At 30.8% G+C, this 25,951-nt stretch carries 23 protein-coding genes and 9 pseudogenes; 16 read left to right on the top strand and 16 right to left on the bottom strand.

The annotated features are described in order from the left end of the window. Positions 1–314: 314 nt before the first annotated feature. Positions 315–962: a Vsp/OspC family lipoprotein gene (locus bhDAH_RS06675; protein ID WP_247098909.1), complete on the bottom strand. Its 648-nt coding sequence runs from the start codon at positions 960–962 to the stop codon at positions 315–317. 82 nt (positions 963–1,044) lie between these two features. Then, a pseudogene (locus bhDAH_RS06670) lies at positions 1,045–1,262 on the bottom strand (variable large family protein); the annotation flags it as partial. On the opposite strand from bhDAH_RS06670, the gene bhDAH_RS06665 reads away from it, so the two are divergent. After that, on the top strand, positions 1,224–2,201 hold the full coding sequence (locus bhDAH_RS06665) for a variable large family protein (protein ID WP_043924541.1): 978 nt from the start codon (positions 1,224–1,226) through the stop codon (positions 2,199–2,201). The pseudogene bhDAH_RS06670 and the gene bhDAH_RS06665 overlap by 39 nt on opposite strands. Positions 2,202–2,323: 122 nt before the next feature. Here the strand turns inward: bhDAH_RS06665 and bhDAH_RS06660 are convergent. Beyond that, positions 2,324–2,944 (bottom strand): annotated as a pseudogene (locus bhDAH_RS06660) (Vsp/OspC family lipoprotein). Positions 2,945–3,092: 148 nt separating this feature from the next. Beyond that, positions 3,093–3,962, bottom strand: a pseudogene (locus bhDAH_RS06655) (variable large family protein); the annotation flags it as partial. On the opposite strand from bhDAH_RS06655, the pseudogene bhDAH_RS06650 reads away from it, so the two are divergent. Continuing rightward, positions 3,949–4,695, top strand: a pseudogene (locus bhDAH_RS06650) (variable large family protein); the annotation flags it as partial. The pseudogenes bhDAH_RS06655 and bhDAH_RS06650 sit on opposite strands and share 14 nt — an antisense overlap. 27 nt (positions 4,696–4,722) lie before the next feature. Here bhDAH_RS06650 and bhDAH_RS06645 read toward each other — a convergent pair. Both bhDAH_RS06645 and bhDAH_RS06640 read right to left on the bottom strand, forming a co-directional pair. Continuing rightward, positions 4,723–5,369 (bottom strand): annotated as a pseudogene (locus bhDAH_RS06645) (Vsp/OspC family lipoprotein). Between the two features lie 142 nt (positions 5,370–5,511). Beyond that, a pseudogene (locus bhDAH_RS06640) lies at positions 5,512–5,928 on the bottom strand (variable large family protein); the annotation flags it as partial. Here bhDAH_RS06640 and bhDAH_RS06635 point away from each other — a divergent pair. Then, on the top strand, positions 5,893–6,900 hold the full coding sequence (locus tag bhDAH_RS06635) for a variable large family protein (protein ID WP_043924540.1): 1,008 nt from the start codon (positions 5,893–5,895) through the stop codon (positions 6,898–6,900). The pseudogene bhDAH_RS06640 and the gene bhDAH_RS06635 sit on opposite strands and share 36 nt — an antisense overlap. Positions 6,901–7,030: 130 nt before the next feature. Here the strand turns inward: bhDAH_RS06635 and bhDAH_RS06630 are convergent, their stop codons facing one another. Then, positions 7,031–7,651 (bottom strand): Vsp/OspC family lipoprotein, encoded by a 621-nt coding sequence (locus bhDAH_RS06630; RefSeq protein WP_043924539.1) that lies wholly within the window; start codon positions 7,649–7,651, stop codon positions 7,031–7,033. A 148-nt stretch (positions 7,652–7,799) separates the two neighbouring features. Beyond that, a complete protein-coding gene (locus bhDAH_RS06625; RefSeq protein WP_015633320.1) occupies positions 7,800–8,876 on the bottom strand; it encodes a variable large family protein in 1,077 nt (358 codons plus the stop codon). A 242-nt stretch (positions 8,877–9,118) separates the two neighbouring features. Between bhDAH_RS06625 and bhDAH_RS06620 the strand changes: the two are divergent. Continuing rightward, positions 9,119–9,991, top strand: a pseudogene (locus bhDAH_RS06620) (variable large family protein); the annotation flags it as partial. Positions 9,992–10,164: 173 nt separating this feature from the next. Here the strand turns inward: bhDAH_RS06620 and bhDAH_RS07535 are convergent. Further along, positions 10,165–10,287 carry a hypothetical protein gene (locus bhDAH_RS07535; RefSeq protein ID WP_276326101.1) on the bottom strand — a complete coding sequence of 41 codons (123 nt, stop codon included), beginning with the start codon at positions 10,285–10,287 and terminating at the stop codon, positions 10,165–10,167. A gap of 442 nt (positions 10,288–10,729) precedes the next feature. Between bhDAH_RS07535 and bhDAH_RS06615 the strand changes: the two genes are divergently transcribed. Genes bhDAH_RS06615 through bhDAH_RS06605 form a run of 3 tightly spaced genes read left to right on the top strand, consistent with a single transcriptional unit; the run spans position 10,730 to position 12,250 of the window. Further along, positions 10,730–10,945, top strand: a complete 216-nt coding sequence (locus tag bhDAH_RS06615) for a DUF226 domain-containing protein (protein ID WP_144033210.1) — start codon at positions 10,730–10,732, stop codon at positions 10,943–10,945. Beyond that, positions 10,921–11,667: a ParA family protein gene (locus tag bhDAH_RS06610; protein ID WP_015633319.1), complete on the top strand. Its 747-nt coding sequence runs from the start codon at positions 10,921–10,923 to the stop codon at positions 11,665–11,667. The genes bhDAH_RS06615 and bhDAH_RS06610 overlap by 25 nt, the downstream gene beginning before the upstream one ends. A 10-nt stretch (positions 11,668–11,677) precedes the next feature. Further along, positions 11,678–12,250: a chromosome replication/partitioning protein gene (locus tag bhDAH_RS06605; protein WP_015633318.1), complete on the top strand. Its 573-nt coding sequence runs from the start codon at positions 11,678–11,680 to the stop codon at positions 12,248–12,250. A gap of 112 nt (positions 12,251–12,362) precedes the next feature. On the opposite strand, the gene bhDAH_RS07530 is transcribed toward bhDAH_RS06605, so the two are convergent. The 5 genes and pseudogenes from bhDAH_RS07530 to bhDAH_RS07660 all read right to left on the bottom strand — a co-directional run bounded on the left by bhDAH_RS07530 (position 12,363) and on the right by bhDAH_RS07660 (position 14,587). Beyond that, positions 12,363–12,485: a hypothetical protein gene (locus tag bhDAH_RS07530; protein ID WP_276326100.1), complete on the bottom strand. Its 123-nt coding sequence runs from the start codon at positions 12,483–12,485 to the stop codon at positions 12,363–12,365. Positions 12,486–12,753: 268 nt separating this feature from the next. After that, positions 12,754–12,878: pseudogene (locus bhDAH_RS07665) on the bottom strand (ParA family protein); the annotation flags it as partial. After that, a complete protein-coding gene (locus tag bhDAH_RS06600; protein ID WP_062706248.1) occupies positions 12,854–13,426 on the bottom strand; it encodes a DUF226 domain-containing protein in 573 nt (190 codons plus the stop codon). The gene bhDAH_RS06600 and the pseudogene bhDAH_RS07665, both read right to left, overlap by 25 nt. 31 nt (positions 13,427–13,457) lie before the next feature. Continuing rightward, the gene (locus bhDAH_RS06595; RefSeq protein ID WP_062706245.1) at positions 13,458–14,336 is read right to left on the bottom strand and encodes a plasmid maintenance protein; all 879 of its coding nucleotides are present in this window, start codon (positions 14,334–14,336) and stop codon (positions 13,458–13,460) included. Positions 14,337–14,422: 86 nt separating this feature from the next. Next, positions 14,423–14,587, bottom strand: a complete 165-nt coding sequence (locus bhDAH_RS07660; RefSeq protein ID WP_081112380.1) for a transposase — start codon at positions 14,585–14,587, stop codon at positions 14,423–14,425. 222 nt (positions 14,588–14,809) lie between these two features. On the opposite strand from bhDAH_RS07660, the gene bhDAH_RS07525 reads away from it, so the two are divergent. From bhDAH_RS07525 to bhDAH_RS06560, 9 genes and pseudogenes are all read left to right on the top strand, one after another. Then, the gene (locus bhDAH_RS07525; protein WP_276326099.1) at positions 14,810–14,932 is read left to right on the top strand and encodes a hypothetical protein; all 123 of its coding nucleotides are present in this window, start codon (positions 14,810–14,812) and stop codon (positions 14,930–14,932) included. Positions 14,933–16,552: 1,620 nt separating this feature from the next. After that, complete coding sequence (locus tag bhDAH_RS06590; protein WP_076982475.1) at positions 16,553–16,849, top strand: hypothetical protein; 297 nt, start codon at positions 16,553–16,555, stop codon at positions 16,847–16,849. 920 nt (positions 16,850–17,769) lie between these two features. Then, positions 17,770–18,387, top strand: a complete 618-nt coding sequence (locus tag bhDAH_RS06585; RefSeq protein ID WP_062706318.1) for a nicotinamidase — start codon at positions 17,770–17,772, stop codon at positions 18,385–18,387. Positions 18,388–18,544: 157 nt separating this feature from the next. Next, entirely contained in the window at positions 18,545–19,474 is a 930-nt protein-coding gene (locus bhDAH_RS06580; RefSeq protein WP_062706315.1) for a hypothetical protein, read from the top strand. A gap of 767 nt (positions 19,475–20,241) precedes the next feature. Beyond that, entirely contained in the window at positions 20,242–20,364 is a 123-nt protein-coding gene (locus bhDAH_RS07520; RefSeq protein ID WP_257722547.1) for a hypothetical protein, read from the top strand. Between the two features lie 773 nt (positions 20,365–21,137). Continuing rightward, positions 21,138–21,410 (top strand): hypothetical protein, encoded by a 273-nt coding sequence (locus bhDAH_RS06575; RefSeq protein WP_062706367.1) that lies wholly within the window; start codon positions 21,138–21,140, stop codon positions 21,408–21,410. A gap of 117 nt (positions 21,411–21,527) precedes the next feature. Then, positions 21,528–22,295, top strand: coding sequence for a hypothetical protein (locus bhDAH_RS06570; protein WP_062706364.1), 768 nt, complete (start codon positions 21,528–21,530; stop codon positions 22,293–22,295). Positions 22,296–22,949: 654 nt separating this feature from the next. Further along, on the top strand, positions 22,950–23,810 hold the full coding sequence (locus bhDAH_RS06565) for a P12 family lipoprotein (RefSeq protein ID WP_076982478.1): 861 nt from the start codon (positions 22,950–22,952) through the stop codon (positions 23,808–23,810). Positions 23,811–23,971: 161 nt separating this feature from the next. After that, positions 23,972–24,103, top strand: a pseudogene (locus bhDAH_RS06560) (FAD-dependent thymidylate synthase); the annotation flags it as partial. Between the two features lie 899 nt (positions 24,104–25,002). Here bhDAH_RS06560 and bhDAH_RS06555 read toward each other — a convergent pair. Continuing rightward, positions 25,003–25,161 (bottom strand): hypothetical protein, encoded by a 159-nt coding sequence (locus bhDAH_RS06555; RefSeq protein ID WP_247098908.1) that lies wholly within the window; start codon positions 25,159–25,161, stop codon positions 25,003–25,005. 380 nt (positions 25,162–25,541) lie between these two features. Continuing rightward, the gene (locus tag bhDAH_RS06550; RefSeq protein ID WP_247098907.1) at positions 25,542–25,706 is read right to left on the bottom strand and encodes a hypothetical protein; all 165 of its coding nucleotides are present in this window, start codon (positions 25,704–25,706) and stop codon (positions 25,542–25,544) included. Between the last annotated feature and the right edge of the window lie 245 nt (positions 25,707–25,951).

Below are 25,951 nucleotides of genomic sequence, written 5' to 3'. Positions count from 1 at the left end.
TGCTTCTTTTCCTTCCAACATCTATCCCAATTTCCCTTTTGCTGCCCTTACCACACATTTAGCTTACTTTTAAAGTATTTAATTATTTGATTACAATAAAAACATACTCTTAATATCACACTTGCAATTATTTATATTCAATCTTTACTCATATAAACAATTTTATATACAAATAAACATTCCCTAAATAACATCAGAAGCTAAGAGCATTACGCTCCTAGCTTCCTATTCCTTTTTGACTTTATTTTTCCCTGCTCTTACAGCTTACTTAATAACTTATCTTATAATAACTACTTAAATTATTTATTCCCTAGTTAGTTATTTTGAGAAGGTTTTTCTGCTTTAACAGGAGCTGTAAGCTCTTTAATTGCAGCTTCTACTGCATCATTAGCAGCCTTTAATAACTCATCTATTGCTGTGTTGAGCTTAATAAGTTCAGCGGCTCCTTTATCCTTAGTGCCATCTGTTACAAGTATGGCACTCTTTGCATGTGCATCAGTAACACCTTCTTTAGCAAGATCAGTATGCTTTGATTTTACTTGGGTTACGAATGCTTCACTTTCTTTCTTAACCATGCCAACCTTTGTCTTTAATTCATCAGAAATTCCAATAATTTGCTCTAATGATGTTAATTTAGCTTTTACAGTCAATATTACTTGAAATACCCCTGCAATTAACGATCCATTATGGTCATTCTCATCCTCAAAGTTACTATTATCATTTTTAATTTTCTTTCCAATAGCTTTAGCAAGCTCGTCAATAGACTTAACTAAAGTATGAACTTCTTTAACACTTGCTGCAAAATCACTAGCATCTTTTATCTTTTTACTTATTTTTGCCAAATCAAGCACTGTTCCATCAGGCTTAGCTACTTCGTCACTTTTAAGCTCTGGCCCTCCATTATTACATGACATAAACACCATAAATAAAGTCATTATTATTGCACTTATTCTTTTTCTCATTTTTTTACGTGCCTCCTTTTAACTTATGCATTAGCATTATACCTCAACTTTCAAAGTTTACAAAGTTAAAAAAAAAAAAATCAAATTTATCACCTTTAGCCATTCTCTTAATGCTATAGCTCTTGCTATAGTTTCATCTTTAGGGGAAACACCAACATTGCCATCATTACTCTTAGCTAATTTAGCAGCTTTGCATTCAGAACCTTTAGAAATAGCTTGTAATATATCAGCATCTGTTATTGCTCCAACTGCTTTTGCTGCATCAGCTGCAACTTTTTTTGCATTATTAGCATCACCAGCAGCATATTTGCTTTCTTAAAGTCAGTAATAGACTTAGGTAATGATTTTTTAAATGTGTTTACATCATTTGGAGATATAGTTTCCAAGGTATTAGGTTTTAGTACAGAGACAAAAAAGTCTGATGTTGGGGCTTATTTTAAGACAATACAAGATACTATACAAGGCACTAAGGACAAGCTTAATAAAATTGTTACTGACATGAAGAGAGAAGGAAATCCTAATGCTTCTGCAACTGAGACTGCGGTAAAAACACTAATTGATAATACTCTTGATAAGATAATAGAAGGATCAAAGACCGTTAGTGATGCTATTGGAGATGCTAGTGACCCAATTGCTAATGTAGGTGCTAACAATGCTGCTGGTGTTGCTGGAACTGGGATTGAAAGTCTGACAAAGGGAATTAAGGCAATTGTAGACGTGGTACTTGGAAAAGAAGGAAATGCTGAGGCAGGTACCGATAAAAAGGCTGAAGATCTTAGCGCAAGAACCGCTGCTGGTAATGGTGAAGCAGGTAAATTGTTCGCTGCTAATGCTGGTGATGATGCTAATGCAAAAAAAGTTGCAGCCGATGCAGCAAAAGCCGTTGGGGCTGTAACTGGTGCTGACATATTACAAGCTATGGTTAAAAATGGTGCTAATGCAGCTGCTGATGCTGCCAAGGCTAATGCAAAAGATGGAACTATAGCAGGAGCTATTGCATTAACAGTTATGGCTAAGGGTGGTAAATTTGCTGGTCCTACTGCTGATAGTGCTGATTATGTCACTGTTGCTAAAGGAGCAGCTGTAAGTGCAATTACTAAAGCACTAGATACATTAACTATTGCAATAAGAAAAACAATTGACGCAGGTCTTAAAACAGTTAAAGAAGCTATGAAAATTAATGCTAATGATACTCCTATAAGTCCTGAACAGAACACCCCTAAAGCTACTGCTAATTAGTTAAGGGTAAATATAAAGTCATTGTAAGGAAATGCTTTTCTTGTTATTGATACAGGAGGGTTAGTTTACTTTTTACTTAAATACTTATCTTATAATAACTACTTAAATTATTTATTTCCTAGTTAGTTATTTTGAGAAGGTTTTTCTACCTTAACAGGAGTTGTAAGCTCTGCTATTGCAGCTTCTACTGCGCCATTAGCAGCCTTTAACAACTCATCTATTGCTGTGTTTAATTTAATAAGTTCAGCAACTCCTTTATCCTTAGCACCATCTGATACATCTATAGCATTTTTTGCATTCCCATCAGTAGCATCTTGTTTGCCAAGATCAGTATGTTTTGTTTTCACTTTAGATAATAATGTTTCAGCTTTGCCCTTAGTATCATCAACTTTTGTTTTCAGTTCACTAGAAATCCCATCTAATTTTACCAACGTTTCCAATTTAACTTTTACTGTCAACATTACTTGAAATACACCTGCAACTAAAGATCCATTATGGTTTCCATCAGTACCTAAGGTATCAGTGTCCTGCTAAATTTTCTTACCAATAGCCTTAGCAAGCTCATCTACTGATTTAACTAAAGTATGAACTTCTTTAACACTTGTTGCAAAATCACTAGCATCTTTTATTTTTTTACTTATTTTTGCCAAATCAAGTACTGTTCCGTCAGACTTGGCTACTTCGTCACTTTTAAGCTTTGGTCCTCCATTATTACAGCTTACTAATACCATAAATAAAGTCATTATTATTGCACTTAATTTATTCTTCTCATTTTTTTACGTGCCTCCTTTTACTTATGCATTACCTTCAGCATCAAAACTACCGCTAGCCAAATAGTCTCCCTGTTTCACAGAAAGAAAAAAAAGAGTTTTCCTTAGTATTTACCCTCAACTAATTATTTACTGGGCCACTAATTGTTGCTTCTGCAGTATTAGTTGCTTCTGCTGACTTATCTTCTTGTTTAACTTTAGCTAGTACTTCATTTATTGTTTTTAATCCACTATCAACTGTATTCCTTATTGCTATTATAAGTGTACTTAATGTCTTACCTACTGCACTTGCTGCTACACCTTTAGCGGCTTCAGCTTCAGTCTTATTGTCACCAGTATCCTTTACAATAAATTTACCATCTTTAGCTATTGCTCTTAATACTATTCCTGCTGCTATTACTGCATCTTTTTTTGCTGAGTCTACGGCAACTCTTCTTTCTTGCCGTTAACAGCCGGAGCAACAGCAATTTCAGCTGCATTTTTGGCTGCGTTAATGCCATTAGTATTATCAACAACAGGATTTTCTTCAGATTTAGCAATAGCTTGAAGAATATCAGCACCAGTTACAGCACCAATACTAGCTGATGCCTTTGAAATATTTTCTTCCTTAGCATCATCTTTACCGGTATTATCAATAAACAATGTACCAATATCCTTTTTATCATCACCTGTTTTAGTAGCTCCTGCATCCCCCCCTCATCCTTTTTAGAACCACTTCAACAAGTGTCTTAATCCCTTTAACAAGAAAAACAACAGAATCCTTGCTAGCAGGAATAGCTCCATGCCCAGCTGAAGTAGCATTTCCAATTTTATCGTCACCAGTAGCCCCTTTAGCTGCTTCTTTAGCACCTACTGCAATCTTGTCTAAGACATCTGCAACGAACTTGTCAACGACTTCCTTCACTTTTACGTAATTATCATTCTTTGCAACTTCATCTTGCAACTTCTTTTTAACTGTGTTCATAATCTTTTCAATATCATTGAAATACTTAATTACTACTACACTTGATAAGATAATTGACGGAGCAAAGACAGCAAGTGAGGCTATTGGTACTGATGCTAATGATCCAATTGCTAATGTTGCTGCTGGTGGTGCTGGTGCTGATGCTGGTACTGTTGGAACTGATGTTGATAAACTAGTAAAAGGAATTAAGTCAATTGTAGAAATAGTACTTAAAGACAAAGGAAATGCTGGGGCTGGGGATGATAAAAAAGCTAGCGATGGTAATACTGCAAGGATCGGTGGCAATGCTGGTGATGGTGAAGCGGGAAAGTTATTTGCTTCTGCTAATGCTGGCACTGCTGAGAATGCAAAAAAATCGGCTACTGATGCAGCAAAAGCTATTGGGGCTGTAACAGGTGCTGACATCTTGCAAGCTATGGTTAAAGATAATGGTGAGGCTATGAAATTGGCTTCTAATAATGCTGCTGTTGCTGCTGTTGATGCTAATAAAAAAGATGTGGTTATAGCAGGAGGTATAGTGTTAAGAGCAATGGCTAAGGGTGGTAAATTTGCTGGTCCTAGTGATGCTGCTAGTGCTGATGCAAAGAAAATAATAGAGAGCTCAGCTGTAAGTGCTGTTACTAAGGCACTAGATACACTAACTATTGCGATAAGAAAAACAATTGACACAGGGCTTAAAACAGTTAAAGATACTATGAAAATTAATGCGAATGATACTCCTATAAGTCCTAAACAGAGCGCCCCTAAAAGGTACTACTAATAACTAGTTAACTTATTTATTTCCTAGTTAGTTATTTTGAGAAGGTTTTCTCCCTTAACAGGAGCTGTAAGCTCTTTAATTGCAGCTTCTACTGCACCATTAGCAGCCTTTAACAACTCATCTATTGCTGTGTTTAATTTAATAAGTTCAGCAACTCCTTTATCCTTAGCACCATCTGATACATCTATAGCATTTTTTGCATTCCCATCAGTAGCATCTTGTTTGCCAAGATCAGTATGTTTTGTTTTCACTTTAGATAATAATGTTTCAGCTTTGCCCTTAGTATCATCAACTTTTGTTTTCAGTTCACTAGAAATCCCATCTAATTTTACCAACGTTTCCAATTTAACTTTTACTGTCAACATTACTTGAAATACACCTGCAACTAAAGATCCATTATGGTTTCCATCAGTACCTAAGGTATCGGTGTCCTGCTAAATTTTCTTACCAATAGCCTTAGCAAGCTCATCTACTGATTTAACTAAAGTATGAACTTCTTTAACACTTACTGCAAAAGTACTAGCCTCTTTTATCTTTGCACTTATTTTTGCCAAATCAAGTACTGTTCCGTCAGACTTGGCTACTTCGTCACTTTTAAGCTTTGGTCCTCCATTATTACATGATGTAAATACCATAAATAAAGTCATTATTATTGCACTTATTCTTCTTCTCATTTTTTTCCGTGCCTCCTTTATTACTCTATTTAAGTAAAGGAGATAGATATAAATAAGGAAATACCTCTCATGCATCGAAAACAATAGAAGAGTTCTCCTTAAATAACTTTATTTAGTTATTTACTACTTATTACTTCTAATATTAGTTCTTCTTAGTTTCAGGAATCTGATTATCAGTAGTTACAGGAGTATCATTAGGATTAATTTTCATAGCTTCTTTAATTGTTTTAAGGCCTGCGTCAATTGTTTTCCTTATCGCAATAGTTAATGTATCTAGCGCCTTAGTAGCTGAGCTCTCTATTATTTTCTTTGCATCAGCACTAGCAGCATCACTAGGACCAGCAAATTTACCACCCTTAGCCATAACTGTTAATGCAATAGCTCCTGCTATAGTTCCATCTTTAGGGGAAACACCAACATTGCCATCATTACTCTTAGCTAATTTAGCAGCTTTGCATTCAGAACCTTTAGAAATAGCTTGTAATATATCAGCATCTGTTATTGCTCCAACTGCTTTTGCTGCATCAGCTGCAACTTTTTTTGCATTATTAGCATCACCAGCAGCATATTTGCTTTCTTAAAGTCAGTAATAGACTTAGGTAATGATTTTTTAAATGTGTTTACATCATTTGGAGATATAGTTTCCAAGGTATTAGGTTTTAGTACAGAGACAAAAAAGTCTGATGTTGGGGCTTATTTTAAGACAATACAAGATACTATACAAGGCACTAAGGACAAGCTTAATAAAATTGTTACTGACATGAAGAGAGAAGGAAATCCTAATGCTTCTGCAACTGAGACTGCGGTAAAAACACTAATTGATAATACTCTTGATAAGATAATAGAAGGTGCTAAGACCGTTAGTGATGCTATTGGAGATGCTAGTGACCCAATTGCTAATGTTGCTGCTCAGAATGCTGCTGGTGCTGCTGGGACTGAAGTTGACAAACTAGTAAAAGGAATAAAGACAATTGTAGACGTGGTACTTAAAGGTGTAGGAAGTGCTAATGCTGGTGATGATAAAAAGGCTGAAGATGGCAATACTGCAAGAACTGCTGCTGCTGGCGATGGTGAAGCGGGTAAATTATTTACTGCTGGTGCAGGTGCTGCTGGTGATGCTAATAATGCAAAAAAAGTTGCAGCTGATGCAGCAAAAGCAGTAGGAGCTGTAACTGGTGCTGACATATTACAAGCTATGATTAAAGATAATGGTGATGCTGCTAAATTAGCTACTGCTCAAAATGCTGGTGCTGCCCCTAAAGATGGAGCTATTGCAGGAGGTATAGCTTTAAGAGTTATGGCAAAGGGTGGTAAATTTGCTGGCCCTAGTGCTGCTGCTGATGATGCTGTTACTGCAATTAAAGGAGCAGCAATAAGTTCAGTAACTAAAGCATTAGATACATTAACTATTGCAATAAGAAAAACAATTGATGTGGGACTTAAAACGGTTAAAGAAGCTATGAAAATTAATGCTAATGATACTCCTATAACTCCTGAACAGAGCGCCCCTAAAGGCACTACTAATAACTAGTTAAGGATAAGTATAAAGGATAAAGTTATTGTAAGGGAAACGCTTTTCTTGTTATTGATACAGGAGGGTTAGTTTACTTTTTACTTAAATACTTATCTTATAATAACTACTTAAATTATTTATTTCCTAGTTAGTTATTTTGAGAAGGTTTTTCTCCCTTAACAGGAGTTGTAAGCTCTGCTATTGCAGCTTCTACTGCACCATTAGCAGCCTTTAACAACCCATCTATTGCTGTGTTGAGTGCTTCAAGCTCAGAAGCTCCTTTATCTTTAGTGGTATTACTTACAAGTATGGCAGCTTTCGCATCGTCATTACTAACCTCGTTTTTCCCAAGTTCAGCATTTTTATCTTTAAATTTATTTAATAAATCTATACTTGCAGTCTTAATAGCAACAACTTGAACCTTCATTCCAGCAAATTCTCCAATAGCTTTTTGTTCCAATGATCCCAATTTAGTCTTTACGGCTGATATTACACTATGTACCCCTGCAAGTAATGAACCATTCTTACCATCTTCAGTAGTAAGAGAACCATCGTTATGAATTTTTTTCCCAATAGCTTTAGCAAGCTCATCTATTGACTTAACTAAAGTATGAACTTCTTTTACACTTGTTGCAAAATCACTAGCATCTTTTATTTTTTTACTTATTTTTGCCAAATCAAGTACTGTTCCGTCAGACTTGGCTACTTCGTCACTTTTAAGCTTTGGTCCTCCATTATTACAGCTTACTAATACCATAAATAAAGTCATTATTATTGCACTTAATTTATTCTTCTCATTTTTTTACGTGCCTCCTTTTACTTATGCATTACCTTCAGCATCAAAACTACCGCTAGCCAAATAGTCTCCCTGTTTCACAGAAAGAAAAAAAAGAGTTTTCCTTAGTATTTACCCTCAACTAATTATTTACTGGGCCACTAGTTGTTGCTTCTGCAGTATTAGTTGCTTCTGCTGACTTATCTTCTTGTTTAACTTTAGCTAGTACTTCATTTATTGTTTTTAATCCACTATCAACTGTATTCCTTATTGCTATTATAAGTGTACTTAATGTCTTACCTACTGCACTTGCTGCTACACCTTTAGCGGCTTCAGCTTCAGTCTTATTGTCACCAGTATCCTTTACAATAAATTTACCATCTTTAGCTATTGCTCTTAATACTATTCCTGCTGCTATTACTGCATCTTTTTTTGCTGCTTCATCTAAATCAGTAGTTTCAGTGGAATCACCATTAGCCATTGCAAGTCCTGCTGCATCTTTGGCTTCACTTGCTTTACCAGAAGCCGCTTTATCACTAGACCTAGCTATAGCTTGAAGAATATCAACTCCACTCACTGCACCTATAGATGCACTAGCCGCTGCTATATGTTTCTCTTCTGCTCCATTACCAGTCTTATCACCAAATAGTTTCCCTATTTTCTTCTTATCGTCAACAGCAGGGCTAGTTACATCTTTTGCTCCATCACCCTCATTTGATTTTAACGCTATATCTACTATATTTTTTATTCCTTTAACTAGGTTACCTACACTAGTTGCGTCTGCTCCTTTACTAGCATCAGCGGCTTTTTCTACAGCCCCTAAATTACCATTAGCATCTTTAAGACCGCTAGCTGCTTCCTTTGCTCCTGCTGCAATCTTGTCTAAGACATCTGCAACAAACTTGTCAACAACTGTTTTAACTTTTGCGTAATTCCCATTCTTAGCAACTTCATCTTGCAACTTATTTTTAACTGCTGTCATAGTACTCTCAATATCAGTAAAATACTTCCCTATATCACTTTTCTTAGTATCTGCCTTAATACCAAAAGCTCCAGTAACCATATCTCCAAAAGTCACAAAAACATCTAAGAATCCTTTTCCTAAATTAGCTATAGATGTTAAATACACATGTTTAGGATCCTCTGCAACCCCACCGCTATTACAGCTTACTAATACCATAAATAAAGTCATTATTATTGCTCTTATTCTTTTTCTCATTTTTTTACGTGCCCTCCTTTATTACTCTATTTAAGTAAAGGGACAAGATATAAATAAGGAAATACCTCTCATGCATCGAGAACAATAGAAGGGTTCTCCTTAAATAACTTTATTTAGTTATTTACTGCTTATTACTTCTAATATTAGTTCTTCTTAGTTTCAGGAATCTGATTATCAGCAGTGCCAGCATTAGCAGAAGCAAATAACTTTCCCGCTTCACCATCACCAGCATCATATTTACTTTCTTAAAGTCAGTAATAGACTTAGGTAATGATTTTTTAAATGTGTTTACATCATTTGGAGATATAGTTTCCAAGGTATTAGGTTTTAGTACAGAGACAAAAAAGTCTGATGTTGGGGCTTATTTTAAGACAGTACAAGATACTATACAAGGCACTAAGGACAAGCTCAATAAAATTGTCGCTGACATGAAAAGTGAAGGAAATCCTAATGCAGCTGAAACTGAGATTGCTGTTAACAAACTAATTACTGAAACACTTGATAAGATAATAGAAGGATCAAAGACTGCTAGCGAGGCTATTGGTAATTCTAGTGATCCGATTGGCAATATTGCTGCTAAAGGGGCTGGTGGTGATGCTGCTCATGGTGTTGGTGCTAAATCTGATAGTGTTGAAAGCTTGGTCAAGGGAATTAAAGATATTGTAGATGTAGTACTTGGAGATAAAGGTAAAGACGATGCTGGTACAGATAAAAAAGCTGAAGATGGTAGCGCAAGAACTAATAATAATCCTGGTGATGGAGAGGCGGCTAAATTGTTTATTGGTGCTGGTAATGCCGGTGATGCTGCTCAAACTAAGAAGTCAGCAGCTGATGCAGCAAAAGCTGTTGGAGCAGTAACTGGTGCTGACATATTACAAGCTATGGTTAAAGATGGTGGTGATGCTGTCAAGTTAGCTAAGAATAATGCGGGGGCTGTTAACACTACTGGTATAGCTAAAGATGGAACTATAGCAGGAGCTATAGCATTAAGAGCAATGGCAAAGGATGGTAAATTTTCTAATGCTAGTGCCGATGATGGTGGGGTTGTTGCTGCTGAGATTAAAGGAACAGCAGTAAGTGCAGTTACTAAGACATTAGATACATTAACAAAATAATTCCTAACGCAACGAGGGCTGAAACTGCAATCAAAATTTAGTTAATGACATACTTAGTGAACTTACCACTTTTATGATCTTCAATTATAGAAGTAGCTTCTTGCATCATTCCATGATAGTTTCTTAGATTCCAAGAACACTAATCCACTAGAGCATGAGTCGCAAGCTTAACTTCAGGTCGTTTTAACCTTAGTTTTTATTTCTTTATAGTAATAATCCTTTAAAATAAGGATTGCATTTACACCTCTATTATACATAACATTGCAATTACCACGAATCCATTCCTTATCACTCAATTTAAATTGATATTTTTATTGCCACAAACACTGCACAACTTGATAAAAGGGAAAAATCTATCTACTTTATACGAGTTAGATTTGTACCATTTTGACTTTTATAATAATTGTCTTGTAAATTCATATCATCCTAAATCATTATTAGCTTTTAAAATTTAACTATGATAAGAAGCATATTCATTTATTACTAAAATTTATCCCTAATAAACAACCTCTAAGTCCATTAACAACCTAAAAACAATTTCTTCAAAGTCTATAAGAAAAAAATATTTTACATACTTGCATAAATACTATTGGAAAAATTATTTTAGCATGGAAGTTATTGTCTTATCTCTACTGAAAGGGTCTTTATTAATATCATTAAGAAATACATACAAATTCAATAAATTATCATGACAAAAAATTCTCTACCTAAATTTAAAAGCTCTGCAACTTACTATAGATGGGGAATTCTCTACCATTTATAGTCAAAGCAGCCTATATTATATACTACCTTATAAACTTTTATTCTTTGCTAAGAAAAGCTAAAATAAATACTGAATATTACAAAAAATTATTAAACATTACTCTAGAAATTGAAAGACAAGTATATGCGTTTTATAACAAAAATTTACTTGGAGGGATAATAAATAAATGGATAGAAAAAAAACAAAAATAATAACAATTGCATCAATTAAAGGAGGCGTAGGAAAGAGTACTTCTGCTATCCTTTTCTCTACTATCATTTCTAAAAACTCTAATGTCTTACTAATCGACATGGATGCCCAAGCAAGTCTTACAAGTTACTTTAATGAGTATCTTGAAAAATCACAAATTAATGTGGAATATACAAATATATATGAGATTTTACGAAAGAATATGGATATTAAGAATAGTATTTGCACTATAAATCAAAATTTAGACTTTATCCCTAGTTATCTAAATTTACACTTTTTTAATAATGATAATTTACCATTCAAAGAAAACAGGTTAAAAAAAGCACTTTATTTTATTAAAAATGCTTATGATTACATAATAATTGATACCAATCCAAGCCTAGATTTTACGCTAATTAATGCTCTTGTTGTCTCTGATTTGATTATATCTCCAATTCCAGCTGAAAAATGGTCTATAGAAAGCTTAGAAGCGCTTAACTTTAAAATTAAACAATTGGACCTAAATTTACCCATATATGTATTAAATACCAGATTTAAAAATAACAATTCAAATAAATTTTATCTAGATATTCTCAAACGAAACTCTAATTTTATTGGTTCTATAAGAGAGAGAGAGGATTTAAATAAAAGAATCGCACAAAATATTGGCTTTTCTCTAAATGAAGATTACACATCAGACTATAAAAAAGCATTAAAAAATTTGTTCGGGGCCGAACAAATTTAAGGAAGTTTATATGAAAAAGAATAAATTTAAGTTAAATAAAAGGATTATTGAAAAAGATACTTCTCTCCAAAAAAATACTAACGACATTAATATACAAATTTATGAAAAATTAAAAGCAAAACTCAAAATAAATTTAAAAGAAGATATCTACAACAAAATAGAAACCATGAAAATATTAAAAGAAATTAATGACAAAAAACTATTCAAATTAGATGGCTATAAAAACTTTAGCTCATTTATAAAAAACTATAATTTAGCCAGAACCCAAGTTTATGCATATCTAACTATTGCAGAAGGACTTAACAATAACTTAATAAATGAAGAATCTATAATAACAAAAGGAATAATGAACACATATTTTTTTTTATCAGCTAAAGAAACGGAAAACAAACAAAAGACATCAAACTTAATCAAGTCAATTAAACTACAATTCAAAAATCAAGACGCCTACAATTTTTACAAAACAAACCCAAAATTTACCTGTTTTCTTATGGAAAAGATCTTTACAAAAGACAAAGAATACATAGAAAAAACTAAAAAAGATTTTGAAAAATGCATGATACAACCTAAAAAGAAAACGTGAACTGTTACTTCTATGATCTTCAATTATAGAAGTAGCTTCTTGCATCATTCCATGATAGTTTCTTAGATTCCAAGAACACTAATCCACTAGAGCATGAGTCGCAAGCTTAACTTCAGGTCGTTTTAACCTTAGTTTTTATTTCTTTATAGTAATAATCCTTTAAAATAAGGATTGCATTTACACCTCTATTATACATAACATTGCAATTACCACGAATCCATTCCTCATCACTCAATTTAAATTGATATTTTTATTGCCACAAACACTGCACAACTTGATAAAAGGGAAAAATCTATCTACTTTATACGAGTTAGATTTGTACCATTTTGACTTTTATAATAATTGTCTTGTAAATTCATATCATCCTAAATCATTATTAGCTTTTAAAATTTAACTATGATAAGAAGCATATTCATTTATTACTAAAATTTATCCCTAATAAACAACCTCTAAGTCCATTAACAACCTAAAAACAATTTCTTCAAAGTCTATAAGAAAAAAATATTCATATCAATTAGTAAGATATTGGGGTTTGAAGATAATAATGTATAAAATAATGCTGATGTGTTTTTTTATAGTTTCCCTTAATTGATGCTATAGTGATTATCTTTGTTTTTTCTCTATCCATTTGGTTATTATTCCTTCGGGTAAATTTTTGTTATAAAACGCATATACCTGTCTTTCAATTTCTAGAGTAATGTTTAATAATTTTTTGTAATATTCAGTATTTACTTTCGTTTTTTTTAACAAAGAATAAAAGTTTGTAAGATAACATATGACGAATCCTGTTTTAAATCTGAATTCCATGCAAACACACCATCTTATGGTATAGGACTCATTTTTTTCTACGTTTTTAATGACCAAGGGTTTTTGTAGTTTTTTGACAGAATAACAAATTCCTAGGAAAGCATCTTCTCCTTTAATGCTAAATAAGTGAAATGTGTATATTTTTCTTTCTTTGTTGGGATTTGAATATTTTTTGAGGGCAATTAAGAATTTGTTTTTTTGTTTTCTGTTAATGCCGAATGTGTAAAAATCATTAAATGGTTTTGTATGGTATATTTTTTTCCCGTTGTTCTTTTCTATTTTATCGAAAATGTTTTTGATTCGCGTTTGAGATGCATTTAATTTTAATATTTCTGCTTTTTGTTTCAGTCGTTTGAATAGGTCATTCATTTTCAATTTCCTTGGTCTATGAATAAATGGTTTATACCTCATTTAGTATTTCTAAAAGCTCATAATAATAGTGGTTATTAATTATCTTAGTATAATTTAGATTATTTGTGTTGTCTAGATAGTTTTTTAGTAATGGTACTAAAACTTTGACCTCCGTTTTTTGTTTTAATTGTTCAAGTAGTATGCTGAATATGTTGTTTCTAATATTGTTTTCGTTGCTTTCCTTTTCTTTTGTTGCTTTTGTTATTGTGTTTGGATTTTTGGATTTTTTATTTACTGCCGTGGAATTAGGCTTGTAATTGTGATTTTTGTATGTCTTATTTAATTTTTCTTTTAATTTATTTTTATTGTGACTTTCTTTTTTGAATTTTTTATTTTTGTGATTCGGTGTTTTTTGTTTTAGTTTGAGTTCCTTTTGTTTATTTTTTATTACCTCTTTTTTTTCGTGTGGCTTTATATTATTTATATTATTTATATTATTTATACACTCCCATTTTTCTTCATTGATATTTTTTGAACATAGATATTTATAAACCCTTTCGTTGAATTTTTTTTCTCTTTTTCTTTTAAAGTATGAATTGATTTTGTGATAACATTTGTTTTTAGGATATCTGAGTTGATAATAAATTTCTGTCCCGTAGTTCTTTCCTAGATGTTTATAGTAGTTAATAGTTACCTGCAATTCTTTTTCTAATTTGTATAAATAGCTTTGTAATGTTTTAATCTTTATAATTTTTTGACCATTTCTTTTCAAATTGTTATTAAAGTAGTATAGTATGTTACTTTGGGTATATTTTCTTAAGGTTAAATTCATGTAATTTAGTGTTGATATTAGTACTATCAACTTATGTTGATGCTTATTGAATTTTTTTCTTGGTTCTTTGTTATGAGCTTTTTCTAAGATTTCCAATTTATTTACTCCTTCAAAAAAAGTGTGAGTACAGTGTATATGAAAAATTATGTTTTGTCAATAATGTACATTTTTTGCCTAATAATTTATTGAATTTGTATGTATTTCTTAATGATATCAATAAAGACCTTTCCAGTAGAGATAAGACAATAAACTTCCATACTAAAATAATTTTTCCAATAGTATTTATGCAAGTATGTAAAATATTTTTTTCTTATAGACTTTGAAGAAATTGTTTTTAGGTTGTTAATGGACTTAGAGGTTGTTTATTAGGGATAAATTTTAGTAATAAATGAATATGCTTCTTATCATAGTTAAATTTTAAAAGCTAATAATGATTTAGGATGATATGAATTTACAAGACAATTATTATAAAAGTCAAAATGGTACAAATCTAACTCGTATAAAGTAGATAGATTTTTTCCTTTTATCAAGTTGTGCAGTGTTTGTGGCAATAAAAATATCAATTTAAATTGAGTGATGAGGAATGGATTCGTGGTAATTGCAATGTTATGTATAATAGAGGTGTAAATGCAATCCTTATTTTAAAGGATTATTACTATAAAGAAATAAAAACTAAGGTTAAAATGACCTGAAGTTAAGCTTGCGACTCATGCTCTAGTGGATTAGTGTTCTTGGAACCTAAGAAACTATCATGGAATGATGCAAGAAGCTACTTCTATAATTGAAGATCATAGAAGTGGTAAGTTCACTAAGTATCTTGAAAAAACACAGATTAATTTAGAATGTACAAATATATAAAAAACCCATAAAAGATCAAAGCTTACGCTCACCAATTCACCCCATAAAAATTATTTCTTTTATGTTAAACATAAATATTTGAAAATCAACAAAATTGTTGTATAGTTTATTTAAGGTTTGATACACTTACGTATCACTCTTTCAGAAAAAGAAATTATAAAACCAATTAAAGGTTTTGTTAGAGACTTTAACTTAAAATCCCTAATGAGGCCTTTAATTTTTTATTCAAAAAACCAAAGAATGTTCCAACTAAATTTAATAGTCCTGCAATTAAATTATGGATGGAGTATTTTTGCCAAAGTATTAGGGTGTGTGAGGTTTTCATATAATAATTTTTCAGAGCCAAAGGAAAAGGGCCCAAAGCACAAGGATTTCCTAAATATAAATCTAGGTAAGATAGACGTGTAGAACAAAGAATGAAAAAGGTTAAAGTAAGGGTAGATAATGGAAAAAATCAAATTACCCAAGACAGGATTGTAAGAATTAAGTTGCATATAAGACTTCAAAGTAGTGAAATTATAAAAATGTAACTATAGCAAAAACCTTGATAATAAATGCTATGTAAATAGCATTTGAATGCTTAGATGTCAAAAATAATAGTGAAGTTGATAATGAAAAAGAGGTAGTAGACAATGATAAGAGAATGGGGGTATTTTTTTGTGAGTAGTGAAGGGGAAAATCATCTTAAATGATGACTTAAAAGCGCTAATAAACTTACGAGATATCAAAGAAGACTATCTAAGAAAATGAAATGTTCAAATAATAGAGTTAAAAACAGATTAGATAAGGAATAGACTTGTGGTAATTGCAATGTTATGCATGATAGAGGTGTAAATGCAATCCTTAGTTGTAAAGGATTATTACTATAGAGAAATAAAAACTAAGGTTAAAATGACCTGAAGTTAGGCTTATGACCCCATGCTCTAGTGGATTAATGTTTTTGGATCTAAAAAGCTTAATGACACGCTTAGTGAATTACCCATTGTGTTTTGCAAAGATATAATAAGTCAAATAATTTGTTTTGCGGTTTTAGTATATACAAAGTTTAGTTGATAAGACATTTGTAAGTTTTACCAAAAATAGACTACAATTCTAATTGATCAAAAAGCATCTTAATAAAAAAACAACTTTCCCAAACGGAGAGGAGGGAAAGTTAATAATGTACCTAAGAAGCATTTATGTACTTTAGGTACCCATAAGTTAAAAGAAGGTAAATGAAACTCATTGTATGGAGTTCATTTATCTTAAATAATACAAAACTTCTAAAAAGTTAACATTAATATTATTTAAATAAGAACAAACCAATATTCAAGACTATTAACTGTTATTGAGGAAAATTTTTCCTTATATTTAGATTTTATACCACAATTTTGTAAATTCAATATTTTCTATTACAAAATGGAGTGTTTATTTTTGAAGTTTTTATTTGTTTAATTAAGTATAAAATTAATTTTATGAGAATGATAGAAGGGCACTCTTTTTACAAGGTTTCTGAAGCACAAGAAGTCCTTAAAAGTAAGTTTGGGTATAAAATTACAAAGAGCCATTTAAGATATAAGTTAGAAGTTTTAGAATGTTATATCAGGGTGGGAAACATCATGTTAATTCCTGAAGATTTTTTGAAATATTTAACCCTTAGTTTGCTTGCATTTAAAAATAATGAGAAATATAAATTTGAAATAAAGAGAGAAGTTAGGGAAAAGATGCCTAAATTTAGAGAGTTAATAGCAAAGGTAATATCAAAAGAGTGAATTTAATGTAATTAAAATTATAACTTAAGACTGGTATCATCAGACTTTATATTTTAAAGTCATGACTTTTTGTGTTTCGTCTAGTATTATTGAGTATAACAAGATTAACATTAAATCCAGGATTTTTATTAATAAAATTTAATTTAAATTGACAAAAAACTTGTGATGTGATTCAATATATACTAAGACTTTTATTTCAGATAAGGAGAGGTATTGTGAAAAAGAGTTTTGATAACAAAATAGGTAATTCTTTTATCAATGTCTTATAATAAATTTTAATAGCCACTCTTATATTGGACACAGTAGTTCTTGTAGGATTTTAATATAAAAATTAGTAGCTTAATAACAAGTAAACTATAAGAGTAGTTTTATTAGCTAAAGTAATAAATAATATATTAGAAGCGACAAAGTCAGTCGCAACTTAATGTAATTCTTCAAGTCACATTCTAATGGTCAAGCATTATGGATGTGACTTTTTAACTATAGATGGAGAATTTTTTACCCCAGCGTTAAGTTACAATTAGAGAAATAAAAACTAAGGTTAAAACCGCTTGAAGTTAAATCTGTTGATCATGCCTAGTGGATATAGTGTTCTTGGAGCCTAAAAAGCTATTATGGAATGATACAAAAAGCTACTTCTATAATCTTTTCTTTAGAGAAAGTAGTAGTTCACTTTGATTTAGTAGGCATTCTTAAAAAGATTGAATTACTAAATTTGGGAAATATTAATTATAATATTAAATGCATTTTTTACTCTAAAGCGGATTATTATTTTATAATATTTTTATAGGATATAGGCTTTTTAAGCGTCTCTTTTTGTTTTTATATCAAAATTTATATCCCTGTGTCATTTTATATATGATTGGCAATATTTTGAAGCAATGATCTTTATATTTTGAGTAGGTACAATAATGAATTTGATGGAGAAATCATTTTCGCATTTGACTTTAAAGAATGTCGCATTAGTTTTAATAGATATTCAAAACGATTTTTTGGAATCTGGGGCTCTTTCTGTTCCCCATGGTAATGACATTATCCCTTTGGTAAACCAACTTCAGAATTGTTTTGAGCATATTGTTGCGACTAAAGATTGGCATTGCGAGAATCACATAAGTTTTTTAAGTGATACTAATTGTAGGGGTTGGCCTAAGCATTGTGTTCAAAATACATGGGGAGCAGAATTTCCAAAGGATTTGGATGTTAAGAAAGTAAAGGCTGTTTTTCTAAAGGGACAGGACAGAAATTATGACAGCTACAGTGGATTTTATGATGATTCTAGTAAGAAAAAGTCAACGGGCCTTTTGGATTATCTTCAATCCAATGCAATTGACACGGTGTTTATGGTAGGCTTAGCGTTGGACTTTTGCGTAAAGGAAACAATCATTGATGCCTATAATTTAGGATTTCAATCTTATTTAGTAACCGATGCTACAAAGAGTATTTCTTCTTTTCCTGAATTGATCATTATGGAGCTTGAAAAGCTTGGTATATTGACCTGTTTGGTAAGAGATATTCTGAATAATTTTAGTTTTCTTTAATTTCAGAAAGTTGAAATTCATGTATTTAAGTCCCATTGGTTTTTGTTGATATCATAAATGCAATCAGGAGTGTTTCTATGCTGATAGTAATTCTAAGTTGTTGATAACTAAGGTTTTAAAATTTATAATTTTGTAGTAGAATGGGAAATTGTTATTGATGAGTGTTGTGATAAATCTTTTGAGTATTATTTGCTTGGTTATTGCCTTAAGTGGCTGTAGTGTGGATAAGAAAGGTAATGTAAGTATTCGATTTTTTGAAGATGGTTTAGATGTGCCATTATACAATAATGATTCTGAGCAGAATGAATTTCAGGGAGATAAAGCCATTTGGCAACGTTCTAAAGATAGTAAAAAACAAATAGAAAAGAATAATATTGATCAAATAGATGTGGACAATAGGGATAAAGGAGTAATTAAAAAAGAAGTTTTAAATGATCATGTGGATGATCAAAAATTTGCAGGAGTAGATATTTTAGAAGTGGAAGAGTTAGATGATTATCTGTTGCAGGATAGTTTATTATTTTCCTTACAAGATAGTATAGAGTATATAGGCGAACGGGCGGTTGTTTCTGAGACCCGCAAAGATAACGATGTAGTCTCAAGAATAATGTTGGAAGAAGATTTATTAGAGAGATCTAAGCAAAGATTAAAAGATAATCTAAATGAAAAACAAAAAGAGGCATTAGAATTTTTGGAAAAAGCTTTGACTAATAAGATCGATAAATTGAATCGGATTTTAGTTCTAGATGAAGATGAAGTTAAAAATATGCTTAACATAATAAATAAAAATTTAGACAGTATAAGGAAATTTGAATCTGTAAATGAGATTATTTTAGATCTTGGTAATTTAGATGGCGGGGAACTTGCATTAAAGATGAGTGATGAGGTGAGAGTAGAATATACAGAAGTAAAAAATGATTTAAGTGAGGAAATTGAGCCTTCATTGGATAATTATTTGTCTGTGATAGATGCCCATTTCAATGGTGATGATATAAGATCTAGTATGGATAGTATTAATGCTATTGAAATTTTATCACCTTCGTTTGATTTTAAATTTGCTGAAGCTTCGCTTATAAGAGAAGATTAGATAGATAATTTGTACATAAACTTCCCACAATTGGGAATTGTTGTTAAGTTATATAAAGTATGGGTTTGTGGCTCTGTAGGGTATTTTTTTGTAAAATTTAAAACCGACTTCCATTTATTTTTAGTTTTTAAATTTAAATCATTCTTAATGATTTAAGAGAATTTGATTTGTCCTAAAAGTATTGATGTTTAAGTTAAATTTATAGATATAAGGAATTCATTCTATAAGTTTTGGGCTTAAACATTAATTTAATATTCAGACAGCAATTATCTTATGACACGATGTTCAGCTAAGTTAGTTACTGTTTAACAAAAGATGACAAGGAATTTTCCGTCTATAATTTTTATGAAATTTAGGTGGAGAATTCTTTGCCATGATAATTTATTGAATTTGTATGTATTTCTTAATGATATTAATAAAGACCCTTCCAGTAGAGATAAGACAATAACTTTCATACTAAAATAATTTTTCCAATAGTATTTATGCAAGTATGTAAAATATTTTTTTCTTATAGACTTTGAAGAAATTGTTTTTAGGTTGTTAATGAACTTAGAGGTTGTTTATTAGGGATAAATTTTAGTAATAAATGAATATGCTTCTTATCATAGTTAAATTTTAAAAGCTAATAATGATTTAGGATGATATGAATTTACAAGACAATTATTATAAAAGTCAAAGTGGTACAAATCTAACTTGTGTAAAGTAGATAGATTTTTTCCTTTTATCAAGTTGTGCAGTGTTTGTGGCAATAAAAATATCAATTTAAATTGAGCGATGAGGAATGGATTCGTGGTAATTGCAATGTTATGTATGATAGAGGTGTAAATGCAATCCTTATTTTAAAGGATTATTACTATAAAGAAATAAAAACTAAGGTTAAAACGGCCTGAAGTTAAGCTTGCGGCCCATGAGTGGATGGCGCTCCGTTTTTGGAAAAAAGCTATCATAGAATGATATAAAAGCTACTTCTAGAATCTTTTTAGAGAAAGTAGTAGTTCATGTTACAGCATTGATCTGCTTAACAGATATGATAGAATGAATATATTCACCACATATAATTGGGCTGACTTATTGATTGTTTTTGTATGTTTATATTGATTTGTTATTTAAGGAATATAAGCATGCAAAAACTAATTATTGTTCCTATAAGAGTATATTTGTAATATTTGTTGGCAGTGAATAAATATAAAGTCAAAATTAGCATTTCAAACATCAGATAAGGGGTTTGAAAAATTTTTTTGGGGAATTATTTGTAAGCTAGAAGTAACTTTTTTTATTGTGTTATAAAAATATGCTATGCATAAAGTTAGACAAGAATACACAATTATTGAAGTCATAAGGGCCCCATATATTAATATTACTTTAATTGTAGCTCGGGTTTTTGGGAATACTAATTTCATATTAATTAATTTCATTCTTTATTGGTCTTTATATGATTATGATTTCTCTATTTTTAGATTTATATGTATCACAATAGTCATTGTGCATAAAACAAGTTTTGAAATACTAAGGTAGGGCGACTTGGGGGTTTTTTGTGTTAAATACAAGTGTAGTTTACGAAATTATGTGTTTTGGATTAATATATAATATATACTATATAAGTAGTTTTGATTTATTAGTATGAAAGCGTTTATCTTATTCTTGCTTGTTTAAGGATCATTATATGAAAGTGATTAAATTTCCTAAGAGGAAGAGCTTAAAGTCTGAACAAATGGATATTGAAGCATTTATGGCCCAAGTTGATTATACGACTGCGCAGTTAGATAGAGAATTTAGAGAGTTCCAAAGACAGTATGGAACAGATAAAGGTCTTGATGATTGGATGGCACATATGGAAAAGGAAAGTCAGCTTAAAAATCAGGAAATTCAGGCAAGAACTGAAACTTTAAGTTCTCTTTTTGAAAGAAGACTTAATGATAAGATAGGAAACAAGTAAAAGTATAACCCAATCTTAGTTTGCTTATTTATATTCAAGTATGGGGGGAATTTTTTTTTAATTAATGTGTACTAGTATTTTGATATAGGTTGATTTTAATTTGCGTAGGAGGTTAGGATGAGAATTATGAAGAATATTGTTTTGACCTTGTTATTTATGATATTTAGTTGTAGTCATGGTGTATTTAGTAAACCATCATCTGGTTTTATTAAGGATTATACTGGGGTGATTTTTGATAATCATAAGTATTATTACATTGAAGAATTGCCTATAAAGTCTGATTTAGTGTTTGAGTTTGTAGATAGTAATTCCGAAGCTACATCACGGGCTTATTATCAAGTATTATACGGACAACATATTGCAACAAGAAGGGGTGTTTATGAGAGTAGTTCGGATAGAACTAGTAGTTTTACTGTTGGGAAGGTTAGTCTATTAATAGATTCAACTTGTGCAGGTAAATTGGGTATTAAGACTTTAAAAGAGCTTAAAGAGTATTTAATAAAAGATAGAAATTTAGATTCTTTGGGTGTTAAATTTATTTTAGATTTTAGCCCTAGTAAATTATTGTCCAGCCCAAGTAAAAGTCTGCTTGGTGCTCAATGCATTGTTTTTGATTACAATGGGTTGATTTCTTTCAAAGAGAGTATCGATAAGAAGAAGAGCGATATCAATTTAACTTTGAATCTTGCTAATAAAGATTTGCAAAGTAATATGTATTATTTATCTCCTAAGACATATGATAAGTACATAGATACTGAGAATAAATTTGTTGATAGTAAAAGGCAAGATAAAAATGATTTTTATTTTAAAATTCAAGGTAATGTGGAGAGTCTTTTAAGTGCTTTAGAAGGAATTCTTCGAAAGGTTAAGAAAGGAGAGTTATAATAACTTTTTTTGGATATAGGAGGTTAGCTTTAGGGCTAAGGCCTTTGTCATATTAATATATGAGCTTGTAAGTCCATTGTTCACCAATTAGTCCAATTTGTGGTTGTAAGGGTTGAGGAGAGATATGTTGATATCTAAGTTTGTGTAGCTAATAAATTTTGGTTTGTGCATTGCATTAATACAATAGCATGGAAATTAATTAATTTTGGCTTAAGTTGACCCGGAAAGTAAAATATATAATGTGTTTTCAGGTTTGTTATTTTAATGTTAGGCATGTAAAGATTGGCTTTTATTGGTAAAGCAATAAATCTCATTATAGAAGAAATAGGTAATAGGGATATCATGTTGCAATAGTTACAAAGATCCTAAAAGATTATGAGAGAATAGGCAGGATGCTGGATAAATGTCCAGCGTTTTTTCAGAGCTGTTATTAAGGTATTATTTATTTTATTATTTTCAATTTTTGAGTGGTATCTTCTGATAAGAGAGCATAGGTTTCGGGATTTTTTTTGCAATTTTATCGGCAGCATCATTGTATCATTTTTCAAAATTTATTTTTGTAATTTATAGTAAATGGTATATGCTTACCAGTAATTGTTGTATCTCAATATTGAGATACAACAATTCGAGTAATTTGATATCTCAGGGGGAAATGTGAAGAAGAGTATTTTAGCAGTATTTATGTTGACGTTATTGTGTTTGTTATCATGTGATATAGATGCCCTTAATGCATTGCTAAGCAAAGCGAGGGAAAAATTTTTAGAAGAAAATAAAAATATAGAAGGTGCAGGCCATGAACAGGAAGGTGAAGAAGAGCAAGTAGATTTTGTTGAAAATATGGAAGAAGGAGGAGTACGTCAAGTGGTTCAGGGCGAGCCTGTAGCACCTGTTAATGATTTTATTCCGGTATTTCAATATTCCCAACAAGAAACGATAGAAATAGAAGAAAAAGATTTAATTCCAAGTACTAAAGAAGAAAAGGAAGCAGAAGCAGAAATTGAAAAGGTAAAAAGTGCTCTTGGTAATTATGAATTTGCTAAATTAATTGAGGACGCATGTAAACTAAAAGGTGAATATGAGCAATTAGAATCTAGTTTTTATGATATACTCTCAGACATCCAAAGGAAAACAAATAGTTATCCTCGAAAAAGTAGGATAGAGAGACAGAATCTAATTCAATTGCAAAATAAGTTAAAGATAAATCTTGAACTTGAAAGACTTATAAATCAAGTTGAAGAAGGACTTAACGAGCTACAGTCTGCAAAATTCTTTTTTGAGAAAGCACAAGAGACTTTAAAAGAAGCTATTGCTGAAAGATTAAAAAATGCATTACGGTCTTCTTTCAGAAGAGTAGCTAATTATTTACTAGTACAATTATCCAGAGAAGCACAACGATATGCAGAAAATTCTTTAGGACAATTAGAATCTTCTTCTATAAAGCTTAATGAAGCAAAGGGAAAAAAGAAAGAGATAGAAGAACTCATTGAGGAGGCAAAATCTTCTCTAGCGAGTTGAGAGATAAAAAAGGTACTTAAGTAGATTCTAACATTAGTTTTTGAAATAAGAGTTTCCTGTAAAAAGGGAGCTCTTATAGATTTATTTAAATAAATGTAATGTTCTTAGGTTTAATTATTTAGATACCAATAGGTTATTTTAAAGGTTTATGGGGATATGCTTTGTTGAATACTGAGATCGAGAAAGAGAGCTTATTAAATCAGGAATATAAGGTTTTAGACAAAGGTTTTTTAAAGTCTATTGACTATATGGGTAGTGACGCAGGAATAGTTCAGGCAGCGAGAATTTCGTATCGAGGAGAGAAGCATTAAGAGGGAAGATAAATGAATATACAAACTACAAGATAAGCTTAATATTGTATAATAAGCGAAACTTCTTTATGGCATTATTTAACTTAAGTAGTAATAAATCAAAGTAAAACATTGTGACTAAAGATTCAATTCCTGATGTTGCAGCACCAGCTGAGGATATTTCTATCAATGGTATTTTGGATAATATAAATTCTTATCATAAGTTCTATGGTCTAAAGTTAATTGTTTAGGTGGTGTTATTAAGATACCTATCTTTTATACATAAGGTCCTTTATCTTGTTGTTGTAAATTATATTCTAGTCTCTAATAAACGAATATATGTATTAACAGTAAAGATAGGCTTACTTGTGGCCTATCTTAGTAATTTTTATTTAAAGTACTTAATTTAAAGGTAAACTTATCTAGCATCAGTAGTACCGTCAAGTTTGTTCTAACTCATTTTGGTCTTTGGGATACGTTTTTATAAATTCTATTTCTTCGTATGTTTTATAGGTATTTTTATTACTTTCTTGAACTTTTGGAATCAAAGAACTTACGCCTTTTTTAAGCTTATCTCATTTTGTCTTTGCTTGCTGTTCTTTTTGGTAACCAAAATTATTAGTAGTAAGATGTGTAGCATTATTTAGACTTTCTTCAATTGTACTTATTGAAGAGAATTGTTGTTCGAAGTAGTTCCAAAACTGTGCCCGGATATGAATTGTAATTAATGTTAATAGGTGTTGTGCCACCGAGACTTAAGTAATTTGTGTCTCCTAAGAGTACCCCCCAGCAAAGCCACTTATACTATACCTGCTGAAATTTCACTACTTTTCCAACAGAGTGTGACAAATGCTCTTCTTGACCGCTTAAAATATCATCAAGCATAGAGGCTCTTGAACTTTTTATAGCTTTTCTATTTCTTGATGTAGAGCCTTTACCACTTGACTTTTTAGTAGTATTGTTTTGCTTCTTGCTAGAAGCAAAACAATAGTTTCTTCATTAGTTTCCAATGTAGAGTAAATTTTATCAGGTAAAATTAACGGATTTATCTTTAAGTTCACCATTAAATATTAAATTACAACTAATAAAACTTAAAAGTAAACTTAAGCTAAATACTTTGTCTTTAATTGCATGTATTTATCATTTCCCCTGTTGTCTAGATTGCTTTTTTATTAAAAAAAGCAGTTATTAAATAATTCTAGAAAGACTTAAAAATAGCATGTTTTAAGTAAATTACTAGCCGATCTTTATAAAAGATCAATAGAATTATATTATTGTTAAATAGTACATCATTTGCATATAAGCCCTTTCCTTTTCATTAATAATTATGACATAAATATTTTATAAGTTCTATATTATTTGATTTATAGCTGAATATCAGTTGATATAATAATTCAAAGGGAAAATGAAAAGTAATTCAAAAGTATGATTTTGATTCTTTTTAGGATGATATGGGCAAAGGAATGTTTGCTAATAGAAAATTAGAGGTAATTTTAGAGAAAGGCATAATTTCTTTAGGATTTATTTCAAATGAATAAGTAGTAGATATTTTGGTAATAAATTTTTTAGGTTTGATTTTAGTAAAAATATTTTTTATACTAATCATTGGTATGCAAATATATATTTATTTATAAAAATGTCAACTTTGGTATATTTTAGTGACAACTATGGTGCATTTTCATAGCAACTTTGTCCATTTTGGCGTCAACTCATAAAAATAAGAAATGAAAAAAATCAACTTTGTTCATTTTCGTGGCAACTTTGTTCATTTTGGTATCAACTTTGTACATTTTCATAGCAACTTTAGTCAATATTATAATTCAAAGAATCTCATACTAATAACAAATTATA

This window comes from Borrelia hermsii DAH (assembly GCF_023035675.1).
In the GTDB taxonomy this organism is placed as follows: domain Bacteria; phylum Spirochaetota; class Spirochaetia; order Borreliales; family Borreliaceae; genus Borrelia; species Borrelia hermsii.
The sequence above is the reverse complement of the archived record's forward strand: the minus strand, read 5'-3'. Positions and strand labels throughout refer to the sequence as shown.

What these genes read in the sequence shown, in the direction of transcription:
- bhDAH_RS06675 (WP_247098909.1), bottom strand. Translation starts at nt 962, where the DNA reads ATGAGAAAAAGAATAAGTGCAATAATAATGACTTTATTTATGGTGTTT.
- bhDAH_RS06630 (WP_043924539.1), bottom strand. Translation starts at nt 7,651, where the DNA reads ATGACTTTATTTATGGTATTAGTAAGCTGTAATAATGGAGGACCAAAG.
- bhDAH_RS06625 (WP_015633320.1), bottom strand. Translation starts at nt 8,876, where the DNA reads ATGAGAAAAAGAATAAGAGCAATAATAATGACTTTATTTATGGTATTA.
- bhDAH_RS06615 (WP_144033210.1), top strand. Translation starts at nt 10,730, where the DNA reads ATGGGGAATTCTCTACCATTTATAGTCAAAGCAGCCTATATTATATAC.
- bhDAH_RS06610 (WP_015633319.1), top strand. Translation starts at nt 10,921, where the DNA reads ATGGATAGAAAAAAAACAAAAATAATAACAATTGCATCAATTAAAGGA.
- bhDAH_RS06605 (WP_015633318.1), top strand. Translation starts at nt 11,678, where the DNA reads ATGAAAAAGAATAAATTTAAGTTAAATAAAAGGATTATTGAAAAAGAT.
- bhDAH_RS06600 (WP_062706248.1), bottom strand. Translation starts at nt 13,426, where the DNA reads ATGAATGACCTATTCAAACGACTGAAACAAAAAGCAGAAATATTAAAA.
- bhDAH_RS06590 (WP_076982475.1), top strand. Translation starts at nt 16,553, where the DNA reads ATGAGAATGATAGAAGGGCACTCTTTTTACAAGGTTTCTGAAGCACAA.
- bhDAH_RS06585 (WP_062706318.1), top strand. Translation starts at nt 17,770, where the DNA reads ATGGAGAAATCATTTTCGCATTTGACTTTAAAGAATGTCGCATTAGTT.
- bhDAH_RS06580 (WP_062706315.1), top strand. Translation starts at nt 18,545, where the DNA reads ATGAGTGTTGTGATAAATCTTTTGAGTATTATTTGCTTGGTTATTGCC.
- bhDAH_RS06575 (WP_062706367.1), top strand. Translation starts at nt 21,138, where the DNA reads ATGAAAGTGATTAAATTTCCTAAGAGGAAGAGCTTAAAGTCTGAACAA.
- bhDAH_RS06570 (WP_062706364.1), top strand. Translation starts at nt 21,528, where the DNA reads ATGAGAATTATGAAGAATATTGTTTTGACCTTGTTATTTATGATATTT.
- bhDAH_RS06550 (WP_247098907.1), bottom strand. Translation starts at nt 25,706, where the DNA reads ATGATTAGTATAAAAAATATTTTTACTAAAATCAAACCTAAAAAATTT.